Raw genomic sequence first — 13,358 nt, 5'->3', positions numbered from 1 at the left:
ACTGATACGGCGGACTCTTCTGCTTTTTTCCCGGAGATGCCCGTCAGATGATGACCCGCCGCGCAGCCCTGCTCGCTTTAACGCTCCTCTCCCCCGTCTGTACGGCTGCGGCGGCCGATGCCCCCAAGACCGACGCCAGCAAGCTCGAAGCCGGCAAGGCAACCGACGCCTTCACGGGCGAACCCGCCCTGCTCCCGGCGGATTCCGTCACGCAGCATCATCTGAACGGCATCGCCTACACTGCCCATGCCGGCACGCTCATCCTGCGCGGCCCTGACGGCAAACCCACGGCCCGCATGTTTTACGTGTCCTACACGAAGGATGGCGTCCCGGCTGGCACCCGTCCGGTCTCGTATTTCTTCAACGGCGGACCGGGCGCGGCCACGGCCTATCTGAACCTCGGTGCTGCAGGCCCCAAGGCACTGACCATGCCCGCCAAAGACCCGACGGACGGCACGCACGCCACGATGGGTGACAACCCCGACAGCTGGCTCCCCGTCACCGACATGGTCTTCATCGACGCCGTGGGCACGGGCTATTCCCGCCCCACCGATACGGCCAAGGCCGGAGACCAGTTCTATGGCGTCAAACAGGATGCCAGCACCTTCGCCAAAGCCATCGGCCTGTGGACGGCTGCAAACGGTCGTGAAGCCTCGCCGCATTATCTCGTGGGCGAAAGCTACGGCGGCATCCGCTCCATCCAGGTCGCGAATGCGCTTCAGATGGAACAGGGCATCCTGCTCAACGGCATCGTGATGATCTCCCCGGCCATCGAGATGCCCCTGCTCGACATGGATGAGAACCCGCTCTCCGCCGCCCTCATGATGCCGAGCCTGATCACATCGCATCAAAGCCCGAACGTGACGGAAAAAACGGCCGAAGATGCGTATCAGTGGTCCCTGAACACCTATCTGCCGAAAATCGCCGGCAAACTCCCCTCGGGAAGCGAAGGACAGGCGCTTTACGCCGAGATCGCCCAGCGGACCGGCCTGCCGCAGAACGTGATTGCCCGCCAGCACGGTATCCCGGCCATCGGCTCGCATGACATCATGTCCCGCGATGGCCGCCTGTACGGACTGTACGACTTCACCCAGTCCATCGCCGACCCCTCGGCCGATGGTCTGGACGAGAGCCCAGACCCGACGCTGTTCGGCTTCGGCCGCGCCTATGGCAACGCCTTCTCGGGGTACGCAGCCAACGACCTCGGCTTCAAAACGCCCCTGACATACGACCTGCTCTCCTTCAAGGTCAACGGAAGCTGGAAATGGAGTGAAGGTGGCCCGTCGCCCGTCCATCAGATCCCGGTCCTGAACCGCTTGCTGGCGCTCGATCCGGGCCTGCGCGTTTTCGTGGCCAATGGTTACTATGACGTGGCCTGCCCGTTCGGCACCGCGCGCTGGATGAAGGATCATCTGACCGTGGGTGCGGATCGCGTGTCGCTGCACCTCTATCAGGGTGGCCATATGCTCTATACGCGTCCGGCCAGCCGTCATGCCCTCTCGGCAGACGTCGCCTCCTGGATTCAGGCCGACGGTCGCCAGCCCTGAAACAGTCCAATTGAAATACAATGTCATAAATTGACAGGCCTGATGGAGGAACAGATAATGGACGAAATGATTTCTGGACCTTCCCTGTCCGCTGTCTCTCAGGGGCTTCGGGCGGTCTCTTCCTCTTTCAGGTGGATCTCCATTTGACAGTCCAGCGCTCCCTCGCCCCCGAACCGGGCTGTTCGCTGGAACATGCCGTCATGACCTCGTGCGATCGCGAGCCGATCCATCGACCAGATGCCATCCAGCCCTATGGTCTCCTGCTGATCGCTGACAGCACAAGTCTGGCGGTCATCGGTGGCGCTGGCGATATCGAAGGGCGTCTCGCTCCCGACTGGCTCGGACGCCCCCTGGCGGATGTCCTGAAAATCCCGGAAAGCCGCCTTCACGATGAAAAACGGCCTTCCCTGTCCGATCTGCGCGTTGCGGGGCTGAAAGACGAAACCTTCAGCATCCTGCGCCACGCCCAGGACACGCATCTCCTCATCGAACTTGAACCGGTCGAAGCGCACAACCTGCTGACCTGGGACATTTTCGGCGAGATCGACAGCACGGCGGACCGCTTCGAGCGCTGCCCGGATACAGCGTCCGTCTGCCGTCATGGCGCTGCAATCTTCCGTCGCCTCACGGAATTCGACCGCGTCCTGGTCTATCGCTTCATGGAAGACGGGACCGGCCGTGTCGTCGGCGAAAGCCGCAACGACGCCTTCCCGTCCCTGATGAACCACCATTTCCCGGCCAGCGACATCCCCGCGCAGGCCCGGGCCCTCTATCTGCGCAACCGTATCCGCGTCATCCCGGACATCACCTACGAGGCCGCCCCCATCCGGCCCCCGGAAGCCGGGCTTGCAGGGCTTGATCTCAGCGATGTCCAGCTCCGGAGCGTCTCGCCGATCCATCTCCAGTACATGGCCAATATGGGCGCGCGAGCCTCGGCCTCCGTCTCTCTGGTCGTGGATGGTGTGCTGTGGGGGCTGATCGCCTGCCACAATGCCACACCGCGCTGCCTGTCCGAAGACATCCGCGCCGCGTGCCGGACGCTGGCGGGTGTCATGTCACGGCAGTTGCGGAACAAGGAGGAGCTGGTCACCTATCAGGAGCGTCTGCGCCTGCGCAATGCGATGGAATTCGTCACGTCCCATTTCGACGTGCGACATCCCATCGAAAGCAACCTGCGCAGCTTCATGGGCGAACTACAGGCGCTGTTCCCGTGCAACGGCTTTGCCGTCATCAGTGACGAGACCATCACCGGCACCGGCGTACTGCCCGATGCGGACAACCTGCACCGGCTGCATGACTGGCTGAGACTGGGCACGAATGGTGGTATTTTCGTCAGCACCATGCTGGGCAAGGATTATCCGCCCGCAGCCGAGTGGCCCGAACGCTCGGCCGGTCTCCTGGCCATCACGCTCCCGTTCCGGACACCGACCTGCCTGATCTGGAGCCGTGTTGAAATCATTCAGACCATCGAATGGGCCGGAAACCCGCACAAGGACACGACTGAGGGCAGCGACGTCCTGCGTCCCCGTGCGTCCTTCAGGACCTGGGAACAGACGATCCGCGGTCACAGCACGCGCTGGACGAGCGAACAGAAACAGGCTGCCCGCCGCCTGCGCCGCGTCCTGATCGCGGACTACCAGACCCAACAGCTCCGCGAGCTGAACGCGACCCTCGCCGCCACGCTGGAAGAGCGCGAAAACCTGCTGCGACAGAAGGATTTCCTGATCCGGGAAGTCAATCACCGCGTGCAGAACTCCCTTCAGATGGTCGCCTCCTTCCTCAAGCTCCAGGCCCGCAGCGCCTCGAACGAGGAAACCACGACCGCCCTGACCGAAGCCCAGCACCGCATCGCCGCCATCGGCCTCGTGCATCGCCGCCTGTACCGGGACGAGCATTTCGGCATCGTGGATCTCGGCCGTTATCTTGAAGAACTGATGGAAGAGCTGTGCTCTTCACTGGGTGCGGACTGGCACGAGCAGCTCCACCTTTCCCTCTTCCCGATCATGATTTCCGCCGACCGCGCCATCAATATCGGTCTGGTCCTGACTGAACTGGTCATCAACGCCAGCAAATACGCCTATGACGGCAAGGCCGGTCCGCTGCATGTCGGCCTGACCCAGACCAGCGACCGTCTGGTGCTCACGGTCTCGGACCAGGGCGAATGCACGCCCCAGCTCAAAGGAACGGGTTTCGGGACACGCATGATGAATGCCGTCGTCAGCAGTCTCTCTGGCACACTGACCTACACCACGCTCAGCCCGGGCCTGGAAGCCGTCATGACTTTGCCACTGGACTCCATCCTGCCTTCGGAAGCGGATGCCAGCACTGAAGCAGCCCTGTCCCAGACCCCCTATCCGTACCCCTGAGCCTTCCCCGCATTCAGGCATAAAAAAAGCGCCAGACCTGCGGTCCGGCGCCTTTTTTGTGTTCTCCGGTTTTGTGTTCTCCGGGGAAAATCCGGTCTTACGCGACCAGCTTGCCTTCCTTGTCCACCAGTTCGATCGGGTAATCCCCGGTGAAGCATGCATCGCAGTAACGGCGCGCGCCCTCGGCCCGGTTGGCATGACCCAGCGCCCGGTAAAGCCCGTCGAAGCTGACAAAGGCCAGACTGTCCGCACCGATCGCCTGCGCCATTTCCTCAAGCGTATGCGTCGCCGCCATCAGCTTGCTCTCTTCGGGCGTATCAATCCCGTAGAAACACGCATGCTTCGTCGGCGGAGACGTAATGCGCATGTGCACTTCCGTCGCTCCGGCCGCACGCACCATGTCCACGATCTTGCGTGACGTCGTGCCCCGGACGATCGAATCATCCACCAGAATGACGCGCTTGCCCGCCAGGACCGGCCGGTTGGCGGAGTGCTTCATCTTCACACCAAGATTACGGATCTGGTCCGTCGGCTCGATAAAGGTCCGGCCCACATAATGGTTACGGATAATGCCAAGCTCGAACGGAATGCCGCTCTCCGCCGCATATCCGATCGCGGACGGCACACCGGAATCCGGCACCGGCACTACGACATCCGCCTCGACCGCGCTCTCCCGCGCGAGCTCGCAACCAATCTGCCGCCGCGCCTCATAGACCGGCTGTCCTTCAAGAACAGAATCAGGCCGCGCGAAGTAAATGTATTCAAAGACGCAGAACCGGCCGCCCTGATCCCCGAAAGGCCGCAGAGAGCGCAGTCCGTCATTATTGATGACGACGATCTCGCCGGGTTCGATGTCCCGGACATAGTCCGCACCAATGATATCCAGAGCACAGGTCTCGCTCGCCAGTACCCAGCCGCCATTGCCCTGCTCATAGCCCGGCATCCGGCCGAGAACGAGCGGACGCACACCGAGCGGATCGCGCATGCCGATCAGGCCGTCATCCGGCGTCAGCGTGATGAGCGAGTACGCACCCTTCACCTGTTTGACGGCATCGATGAAGCGATCGAGCACGGTCGTATAGAGCGATATGGCGATCAGGTGGATGAAGACTTCCGTATCCGTCGAGGAATGGAAGATGCATCCACGCTTGACCAGCGCCTGCTTGAGGGTCGCGGAATTGGTCAGGTTGCCGTTATGCGCCACGGCCAGACCGCCGAACTCATAATCGGCATAAAGCGGCTGCACATTGCGGACATGCGTCCCGCCCGTCGTGGCATAGCGGTTGTGACCGATGGCCACCGTGCCGGGCAGCGTCGCCATGACGCGGCTGTCCCCGAACACGTCGCCAACCAGCCCCAGACCTTTGTGCTGGTGGAACCGTTCGCCATCGAAACTGACGATACCGGCGGCTTCCTGGCCGCGATGCTGCAGGGCGTGCAAGCCCAGCGCCGTCAGGGCGGACGCATCAGGCACACCCCAGACGCCAAAAACCCCGCATTCTTCGTAGGGGCGGTTGAGACTGTCGGACTGGGTCATGCGGCGCGGCCTTTCCAGACGGGTTTCACAAGGACGCCTCATGGCCGCTTGTGACGGGAGACGCAAGATGCGGTTGCAGGAAATGAGGCAGATAACCTGTCAGATGGGTTGCCCCGACGGCAATGTAAGGGCCGATGAGGCTTCCCTGCATCACATAGGTCATCCACGAGCCGAAAAAAGAGCCCGCCAGCAGATAAAGCACGATCAGGGCCACATAACCCCGCACCACACCGAATACGGCCCCCAGAATACGATCCACGCCGCCCGACAGGACGCCCCGCGCCGCCGAACCGATCCGCGCGCCCACCATGGTGAAGACCAGCAGCACAACAACAAAAAGAATCGTCGTACTTGCACTCCCTGCCAGGGCCGCCTGATGCAGATAGGGCTCCAGATAAGGCTCGAGCATCCCATGAAACCGGTAGGTCAGGACAATCGCACCAACCCAGGCCAGAATCCCGGCCAGTTCAGTCGCAAAACCCCGGGTCAGTCCCCACAGCGCCGAGAGCCCCATGATGACCAGGGCTGCGATGTCGAGACGGGTCAGATCGTCAGGGTTGATGTGGGACAGGTCTGGCAGAGGCGGCATGTCACGGCAGCTTCGTCGAGCGGAAACGGCCCCCCTTGTAGGGACGGATCCCACTCGCACGCAACTCGTCCGCCAGACGGATCCGCTCGTCGATCTCCGACCAGACCAGACCCGCATCGACATCGCGCGCCTTCCAGATTCTTTCCAGAAGCACAATGAAAGCCGCGCTGTCCCGGACCAGGGCAGACCGGTCATTGATCATGACATCCAGTACACAGGAAGCTCCCGCAATTCCCATTCTTTGAGAAAGCTTCGTTACTTTCCGATTCTTACGGAAGGGAACCGATTTTTCCTGTGATATCATCACGACATGATGGTCGGAAGCCCGCTGACAGGCAACCCGTTCCGCCGTTTTTTCCTGACCCGATCATGCTCTGTTTCCTTCGAAAAACAGAAATCCCAGTCCTGCATCACATCCTGTGATGCAGCGGATGCACTGCACGCAAGCAACTGAAAAATAACACTTTAACGATTTGTCACCGACGTTTTCATTTTTAAAACCCGAATGATCTTGCACTTGAATTATCTAATAATTAACTCTTCGCGCAAGACAACGCGTCACAAGCCAGGCCCTGGAACCCACTCCCTCTTCTGCAGAGCGGCTCCCGGACCTCTCAGGACTCTAAAAAATGACAAACTACTGGACCGGTGGCGCAACCGGAAACTGGTTCGCTGCGACAAACTGGAGCGACGGCAACGTTCCACAGGACAAGGCCTGGGTTGATGTCCTGGCAGGCACACCCGATGGCAGCGCCGTCACCATCAATTTTGCGACGGCCAGCGCGACACAGCTTAACACGCTGACGGTTGCCGCCAACGCGACGCTCAATGTCACGGCGACTTCTTCGGATGCCGGAGCCACCGTCTTCAACGCCAACAGCATAACGATTGCCCAGGGTGGAACCCTGGACATCGATACGTCCAACCCGGTGTATCTGGGCAGCAGCCCCACCGTGAACGGGACCCTGCAGATCAGCGGCAATCCGACCGTCACGATCAACAGCAACAATGTCAGCGGCACGGGGACCCTGATCCTCGACGGAACGACACTCGGCAGCACGAATGCCCAGTTCATAATGGGCTCGTCCCTGACAACGGTCCTGCAAAACGGTGCGACGCTCTATGTCAACAATGCAAGCGCCGGCGGCAACATCGTCTTTGGTCGTGACGCGGTGGATGGCACGTCCAGCCAGCTCGTCTTTCCCGATTACGGCCAGACGGTGAACACGCCGATTACGGGTTACGACGCGGCTTCCGTCATCACCATTGGAAGCGGCAACACGGCTCCGATAAGCGCCACGTTCACGGACAATGGCAACGGAACCTACACGCTGAAGATTGCCCTTGATCAGTATGGCAACGGCATCACGCTGACAGATGTCTCCTTCGGTCCGAATTCCGGCCCGGGCACGCCGACGATCGTGCACAATGCCGATGGAACCTGGAGCGTCGTTGGCGGCGCAACCGGCTATAACGGGCAGATCTGCTACCTGGCCGGAACCATGATCCTGACGCCGAAAGGCGAACGCGCCATCGAGACCCTCGAAGCTGGTGATCAGGTCATGGTCTATGCCGATGGCACGACCAGCACGCAGACGATCCTGCGCGTTGGGCACGCCCATGCGACGACCGGAACGACGGGACATGCAGATGTGGACGCCGTTCCCGTGCGCGTACGCGCCGGAGCACTGGCCGACGGTATCCCCAGCCGCGATCTGCTGGTCACGCCCGAGCATTGCATGATGCTCGAAGGCAGATTCGTTCCGGTCCGGATGCTGGTCAACGGCATGAGCATTGCTTATGACCACTCCATCACGGACTACGACTACTACCATATCGAAACCGAACAGCATTCTGTTCTGGTGGCGAATGGTGCGCTGTCGGAAAGCTTCCTGGATGCAGGCCATCGCCCGGACACTCTCATGCAGGGCAGCCAGGTGACCCGTCTGCGCCCCCTGAGCTGGGAAAAGGACGCTGCCCTGCCGCTGGTCACGGATCGTGAGCATGTCGAGCCCCTGTTCGCCGCGATTGCCCTGCGCGCCGAGGCGCTGGGTTACGCCGCTCCGCAGGCGGCCCCGTCGGCAGATGTCACGAGCGAGACCCATCTCGTCCTGGCAGACGGCACGGCCCTGTACCCGATCCGCGCCAATGGTGAGCAGTTTGTCTTCATGCTTCCCGAAGGTTGCGAGAGCGTCCGCATCATCAGTCAGGCCGCCCGCCCGGCTGACCGGATCGGCCCCTTCGTTGACGATCGTCGCACGCTCGGCGTTCTCGTGGGCGAAGTCACGATCTGGAGCGGCGAGCGCACGCACCGTATCTCCACCCATCTTTCGGATCCCTATGCCGATGGATGGTGGGGCATCGAAACCAGCCATGCGCGCTGGACCGGTGGCAATGCCCGTCTGGATCTTGGCCAGACGCTGAAGATGTCCGGTGGCATCCTCAGCCTGCAGATCCTCTCCCACGGCGCCCAGGCCGAGGCACAAGCCGCAGCCTGATCCGCGTCTTCGGATGACCTGAAACAAAAAAGGCAGGCCCTGAAAAGGGTCTGCCTTTTTTCATGACACTTCCGGAAATGAACGGAGGGACGTTCGCCTGCGAACGCCCCCCGTTCCGTTTCAGGCCGCGGCGGACTTGGATGTCCTGAGTTGACGCTCCTGCCACAACGTTGCCAAAGCCTCGACCAGTTCGTCGATCATCTCGTTCGTATGCAGCGGCGTCGGCGTGATGCGCAGACGTTCCGTGCCACGCGGGACGGTCGGGAAGTTAATCGGCTGGATGTAGTTGCCAAAACGGTTCAGCAGCTCGTCCGACAGGCTGCGGCACAGTTCGGCCTCGCCCACCATGACGGGAACGATATGGCTCGGGTTCATGACATGCGGGATGCCGGCCTTGTCCAGCGCCTGACGCAGATAGGCGACCGCACGCTGCTGACCTTCACGCTCCGCACTGCTGCTGCGCAGGTAACGCACACTGGCGAGGGCACCGGCCGCAATCATCGGCGGAAGAGCCGTGGAGAAAATGAAGCCGGACCCGAAGGAACGGACGAAGTCGCAGAGCGCGGCAGAAGCAGCGATATAACCGCCCACAACGCCATAGCCTTTGCCCAGCGTTCCCTCGATGACCGTCAGGCGATGGGACAGACCAAGCTTCTCAGCCACGCCTGCGCCGTGATCACCATACATACCGACGGCATGGACCTCGTCGAGATAGGTCATGGCGCCGTATTTGTCGGCCAGATCACAGAAGGCTTCGATCGGGGCGATATCGCCATCCATCGAATAGACCGACTCGAAAGCGATGATCTTCGGAACATCCGCCGGAAGTTCTTTCAGACGACGTTCCAGATCCTCAATGTCATTATGACGGAAGATCTGCTTTTCGGCGCGGGAATGACGGATGCCCTCGATCATGGACGCATGATTGAGCTCATCGGACAGCACAACGCAGTTGCGCAGTCGTCCCGCGATGGTCCCGAGCGTCACCCAGTTCGACAGGTAACCGGAGTTGAAAAGCAGCGCGCTTTCCTTGCCGTGCAGGGAGGCGAGCTCTTTTTCCAGCTCCACATGATAGTGGTTGGTGCCGGAAATATTGCGGGTTCCGCCTGCTCCGGCGCCTGTTTCGTCCAGCGCTGTGTGCATGGCCGTCAGGACTTCAGGGTGCTGTCCCATGCCGAGATAGTCGTTGGAGCACCAGACCGTGACATCACGGCCCAGGCCATGATGGAAAGCCTTGGGGAAGTTACCAGCCCGGCGTTCCAGATCCGCAAAGTAACGGTAGCTGCCATCCGCATGCAGACCGTCAAGGGCGGACTGAAACATCGCATCATAGTTCATCGCGTTTTCTCCTGCCCGGCACTGTAATCCTGTGACACGATCTCGCCAAGCACTCTCTCCAGATAAGCCAGCAGAACCCGCAGTCTTGCCGACATCTGCGTCCGTGTGGCTCCGCAGCCCGTGATGATGAACCAGACGGACAGTTCGGCTCCTGTCCAGCCGGGCAGCACTTCCACAATCCGGCCGCTTTCCAGATCCGGCCTCAGCATGAAATCGGGCAGAAGCGCGATCCCCAGTCCGGCCCGGATGGCCGGCAGGAGCATGTCTCCGCTATTGGCACTCACCCGCCCCTTCAGCCGGACAGACGCCTGACGACCATCGGTGTGCCTGAGGCGCAGGAAATCCGGAACGGCCGCATTGGTGTAAAGAAGCCCCGGCTGCCCTGCCAGATCTTCGGGATTTCCCACCTCCCCCAATCGCGCACGAAACTGCTCCGAACACACAAGCCGCGTCACGGACCGGCACAGCAGAAACGCCTGTCCCGACACTGCCGGGCGCAGTAGGCCGGACGTGATCCGGACTGCTGCTTCAAACCTGCCGCCGAGCAGATCCACGACTCCGTCATCCAGATCCATCTCCAGCGTGATGTCCGGATACTGTTCCAGAAATCCGGGCAATGCCGGGCCGAGCACCTCGCGGCCAAACGTCATGGGCGCTGCCAGCCGGATCATGCCGCGTGGCGTCGCCGTTCCTTCACGAAGTTCGGTTTCCAGCCCCTCTCCTTCCGACAGGATGCGGCGCGCCCGATCCAGACATTCCGCACCCTCGGCCGTCAGGGAAAGATGGCGCGCACTGCGCTGGAACAGCGTCGCTCCCAGACGATGTTCCAGCCGCCCCATGATCTTGGACACCGTGGGGGCCGACAGCCCAAGGGAGCGCGCGGCAGCAGCAAAGGACCCGCTTTCCGCAACCCGCGCGAAAACGGCCCAGCCTTCGAAGTCGGGCAGACCGGTCATGCCGTTTTCAGAAACTTCACATTTCCATCCTTTCCGTTTTCTTCATCCTGTCCATACCCCATTATCTACGACAGGACATCAATTCAGGAGCATGATCCCATGCTGGACATCAGACCTTTCAAAAGCCTCGGTCATGCCAACCATGGCTGGCTCGACGCCCACTATCATTTTTCCTTCTCGGACTATCACGACCGCAACCGCATGCACTGGGGACGCCTGCGCGTCTGGAACGACGACCGCATCGCGCCCCATAACGGCTTTGGCGCGCATCCCCATCGCGACATGGAAATCATCACCTATGTCCGCACGGGCGCCATCACGCATGAAGACAGCCTCGGCAACCGTGGCCGCACCGAAGCAGGCGATGTGCAGGTCATGTCAGCAGGAAGCGGCATCATCCATTCCGAATTCAACCGGGATGACGAAGCCACGACGCTGTTCCAGATCTGGCTGATCCCGGATGAAACGGGCGGTACGCCGTCCTGGGGCACACGTCCTTTTCCCCGGCATGAGCGCAACGGGCGCTTCGTTCCCCTCGCATCCGGCTTTCCGGAAGACAAGGCACTACCGATCCGCACCCGCGGCCGGGTTCTCGGAGCGACGCTGAAAGCTGGAGAGACGCTGACTTACGAGACGGATCGCAGCATGTTTTCCTATTTCGTCCCCGCCACCGGCAGCGTGGAAATCGATGGCCGGACCGTCGGACACCGGGATGGCGCAGCAATTCATGACGTGGAGCGCTTCACGATCACTGCGCTGGAAGACGCGGAAATTGTTCTCGTGGAAAGCGCCTCGCTCCGCTGAAACGGCCAGGCGGCGGATTGTGACAACACCTGGATATTCTGTGACAGATCACACAGAAAGGTGTTGTCCCGGTCGCGCAGCCTTCAGTCCTGAAGGGCGTTGTGATCGCAGGGCCACCAGCCCGGCAAAGGCCCGTTTTCTCCTGAGATGAAGGAGCCTGACAATGACCGTTCAGAATACATTCACAACCAAGTCTCCGGTATTCGGCAAAGGCCAGACCGAAGCCCAGGCCACAACATCCGTGTTCACCCGTTTCGGTGACTGGCTGAGCGGCGCAAGCACGGATCGTTCCGGCCTGACGGAAGTCACCATCAAGATGATGAAGGAGGACTGCCAGTTCGCCACCACCATCAGTGAAATCCGGCTTCCGCCTTCAACGCCCTTGTCACCCGAACAGGTCGAGGACCTCATGGGGGAAAAGCGGCTGAACTCTATCTGTGACCAGACCGGCCAGTCGCCCGAAGCCGTTGAGACGGCACTGACCGAAGTGCTGCCGATGCTGGCCTCCATGCTTCGGGAAAATCCGGAACGTCTCTTCAGTTACCAGTGCAGGATCAACTGAACGATCCTCTCCCGTTCTGACAGGCGGTCCTGTTCCTTTCCGGCCAATATGGCGGGAGGTCTCCTCAGAGACCTTCCGCCGTTCTTGCCATGCGACGACGGCGCGGACGCCCCGCGGTTTCCTCGAACCGCTCGCTGATCTGTGCCGTCGTTTCCGGTGCAGCCAGCACGGTTCCGGAGGCTTCGACACATCCGACTTTCTGTACGAAAGCCAGAAGATCCGGGATATCCACGCCGATACTGCGGACTTTCAGGCCCAGTGCCTTCACGGTCTCCAGAGCTGCGCGGTAAAAGACCGTGGCGGATTCATCCAGCAGCGGAGCATCGCCGGACTGACGCCAGGTCATGCCGGAGGGTGCGAGCACGGACGCGTCGAACTGGACCCCGTCCAGCAATCCTCCCATCGCACGTTCCCGCAGAAGACTCAGACTGGAAGGTGCACTGCCAAACCCACCCAGAAAAATCTGGCATCCCTGATCGCGCAGCGCTGACAGTGTGTAACAGGTTTCCTTGTCGTCCTGCGCCAGACCGCTTTCCTGAAACACGAGATCAAGTCGGCTGACCGGAAAACCGCTGTCCTGAAGAACGGTATTCAGGCGGTTGTTGAAATCTCCATCCGGTGCCTGATCGTCTTCCAGCGAGACCATCAGCCGCATGCCCTCCGGCCAGGTCGCAGCCTGTGCACAGGCATTCCCCAGCAGATCCGAGTCAAATTCCCGCTGCTGCTGGCCCAAGCTCTTGCGCCGGCTCTTGCGCAGGGTCCGGCGCGGAACCGAAAGCCAGAGCTGGCTCATGTCCACCTGCGCCCCGATCACCTTGTCTGCTCCACTGCGTCCCACCACAAAGCGCGGCAGCCATCGCAGAGGGGGCAGCGCACTTTTCTGGCGTGCTCTCCGGCTCCTTAACGTCGTTGCGAACATCCCTGCGCTGGACGCAGTCATGGGTAAGGCGTGGCCGGTCTTGCCTTTCGGCAGTTCGGACAGTCCTTCTGTCATGACTGTCCGGCCGGCATGCAGGTCCTGAGGGGCGACCGGCACCGAAGTCGCTCCCTGTCCTAGATCATCCAATGCGGACACCTCCGTTCTTCATGTCGGGGACAATGCGGCTCAACAGCCTAATTTTTCCTTAATGGGATGGGTTTTTATGGCGCGATCCGGACACA

Annotated in this window: 11 protein-coding genes; 5 read left to right on the top strand and 6 right to left on the bottom strand. The window is 61.2% G+C overall.

Going from position 1 to position 13,358, the window contains the following annotated elements; all coding sequences use genetic code 11:
- Positions 1 to 47: 47 nt before the first annotated feature.
- Positions 48 to 1,547 carry a S10 family peptidase gene (locus HKD27_RS00715; protein ID WP_194688259.1) on the top strand — a complete coding sequence of 500 codons (1,500 nt, stop codon included), beginning with the start codon at positions 48 to 50 and terminating at the stop codon, positions 1,545 to 1,547.
- 143 nt (positions 1,548 to 1,690) lie between these two features.
- Complete coding sequence (locus HKD27_RS00710) at positions 1,691 to 3,913, top strand: histidine kinase dimerization/phosphoacceptor domain -containing protein (protein WP_228518252.1); 2,223 nt, start codon at positions 1,691 to 1,693, stop codon at positions 3,911 to 3,913.
- Positions 3,914 to 4,010: 97 nt separating this feature from the next.
- On the opposite strand, the gene purF is transcribed toward HKD27_RS00710, so the two are convergent.
- The 3 genes from purF to HKD27_RS00695 are packed head-to-tail and all read right to left on the bottom strand — an operon-like array spanning position 4,011 to position 6,241.
- Positions 4,011 to 5,450: an amidophosphoribosyltransferase gene (gene purF, locus HKD27_RS00705; RefSeq protein WP_194264261.1), complete on the bottom strand. Its 1,440-nt coding sequence runs from the start codon at positions 5,448 to 5,450 to the stop codon at positions 4,011 to 4,013.
- A gap of 25 nt (positions 5,451 to 5,475) precedes the next feature.
- The gene (locus HKD27_RS00700; RefSeq protein ID WP_062497527.1) at positions 5,476 to 6,039 is read right to left on the bottom strand and encodes a CvpA family protein; all 564 of its coding nucleotides are present in this window, start codon (positions 6,037 to 6,039) and stop codon (positions 5,476 to 5,478) included.
- A gap of 1 nt (position 6,040) precedes the next feature.
- The gene (locus tag HKD27_RS00695; RefSeq protein ID WP_228124493.1) at positions 6,041 to 6,241 is read right to left on the bottom strand and encodes a hypothetical protein; all 201 of its coding nucleotides are present in this window, start codon (positions 6,239 to 6,241) and stop codon (positions 6,041 to 6,043) included.
- Positions 6,242 to 6,668: 427 nt separating this feature from the next.
- On the opposite strand from HKD27_RS00695, the gene HKD27_RS00690 reads away from it, so the two are divergent.
- Complete coding sequence (locus HKD27_RS00690) at positions 6,669 to 8,537, top strand: Hint domain-containing protein (RefSeq protein ID WP_194688261.1); 1,869 nt, start codon at positions 6,669 to 6,671, stop codon at positions 8,535 to 8,537.
- 120 nt (positions 8,538 to 8,657) lie between these two features.
- On the opposite strand, the gene hemA is transcribed toward HKD27_RS00690, so the two are convergent.
- Positions 8,658 to 9,875 (bottom strand): 5-aminolevulinate synthase, encoded by a 1,218-nt coding sequence (gene hemA / locus HKD27_RS00685; RefSeq protein ID WP_194264264.1) that lies wholly within the window; start codon positions 9,873 to 9,875, stop codon positions 8,658 to 8,660.
- On the bottom strand, positions 9,872 to 10,831 hold the full coding sequence (locus HKD27_RS00680) for a LysR family transcriptional regulator (RefSeq protein ID WP_194688262.1): 960 nt from the start codon (positions 10,829 to 10,831) through the stop codon (positions 9,872 to 9,874). Before HKD27_RS00680 ends, hemA begins: the two co-directional genes overlap by 4 nt.
- A 99-nt stretch (positions 10,832 to 10,930) precedes the next feature.
- On the opposite strand from HKD27_RS00680, the gene HKD27_RS00675 reads away from it, so the two are divergent.
- Together HKD27_RS00675 and HKD27_RS00670 are read left to right on the top strand one after the other, a co-directional pair.
- Positions 10,931 to 11,635: a pirin family protein gene (locus HKD27_RS00675; RefSeq protein ID WP_194688263.1), complete on the top strand. Its 705-nt coding sequence runs from the start codon at positions 10,931 to 10,933 to the stop codon at positions 11,633 to 11,635.
- 163 nt (positions 11,636 to 11,798) lie between these two features.
- A complete protein-coding gene (locus HKD27_RS00670; protein WP_194688264.1) occupies positions 11,799 to 12,197 on the top strand; it encodes a YidB family protein in 399 nt (132 codons plus the stop codon).
- A gap of 64 nt (positions 12,198 to 12,261) precedes the next feature.
- Here HKD27_RS00670 and HKD27_RS00665 read toward each other — a convergent pair whose 3' ends face one another.
- Positions 12,262 to 13,263, bottom strand: coding sequence for an EAL domain-containing protein (locus HKD27_RS00665; protein ID WP_228518253.1), 1,002 nt, complete (start codon positions 13,261 to 13,263; stop codon positions 12,262 to 12,264).
- Positions 13,264 to 13,358: the final 95 nt, after the last annotated feature.

Source organism: Gluconobacter sp. R75690, from assembly GCF_015244525.1.
In the GTDB taxonomy this organism is placed as follows: domain Bacteria; phylum Pseudomonadota; class Alphaproteobacteria; order Acetobacterales; family Acetobacteraceae; genus Gluconobacter; species Gluconobacter potus.
Note: the sequence above shows the minus strand (reverse complement) of the source record. Positions and strands in the feature narration are given on the sequence as shown.

What these genes read in the sequence shown, in the direction of transcription:
- HKD27_RS00715 (WP_194688259.1), top strand. Translation starts at nt 48, where the DNA reads ATGATGACCCGCCGCGCAGCCCTGCTCGCTTTAACGCTCCTCTCCCCC.
- purF (WP_194264261.1), bottom strand. Translation starts at nt 5,450, where the DNA reads ATGACCCAGTCCGACAGTCTCAACCGCCCCTACGAAGAATGCGGGGTT.
- HKD27_RS00700 (WP_062497527.1), bottom strand. Translation starts at nt 6,039, where the DNA reads ATGCCGCCTCTGCCAGACCTGTCCCACATCAACCCTGACGATCTGACC.
- HKD27_RS00695 (WP_228124493.1), bottom strand. Translation starts at nt 6,241, where the DNA reads ATGATCAATGACCGGTCTGCCCTGGTCCGGGACAGCGCGGCTTTCATT.
- HKD27_RS00690 (WP_194688261.1), top strand. Translation starts at nt 6,669, where the DNA reads ATGACAAACTACTGGACCGGTGGCGCAACCGGAAACTGGTTCGCTGCG.
- hemA (WP_194264264.1), bottom strand. Translation starts at nt 9,875, where the DNA reads ATGAACTATGATGCGATGTTTCAGTCCGCCCTTGACGGTCTGCATGCG.
- HKD27_RS00680 (WP_194688262.1), bottom strand. Translation starts at nt 10,831, where the DNA reads ATGACCGGTCTGCCCGACTTCGAAGGCTGGGCCGTTTTCGCGCGGGTT.
- HKD27_RS00675 (WP_194688263.1), top strand. Translation starts at nt 10,931, where the DNA reads ATGCTGGACATCAGACCTTTCAAAAGCCTCGGTCATGCCAACCATGGC.
- HKD27_RS00670 (WP_194688264.1), top strand. Translation starts at nt 11,799, where the DNA reads ATGACCGTTCAGAATACATTCACAACCAAGTCTCCGGTATTCGGCAAA.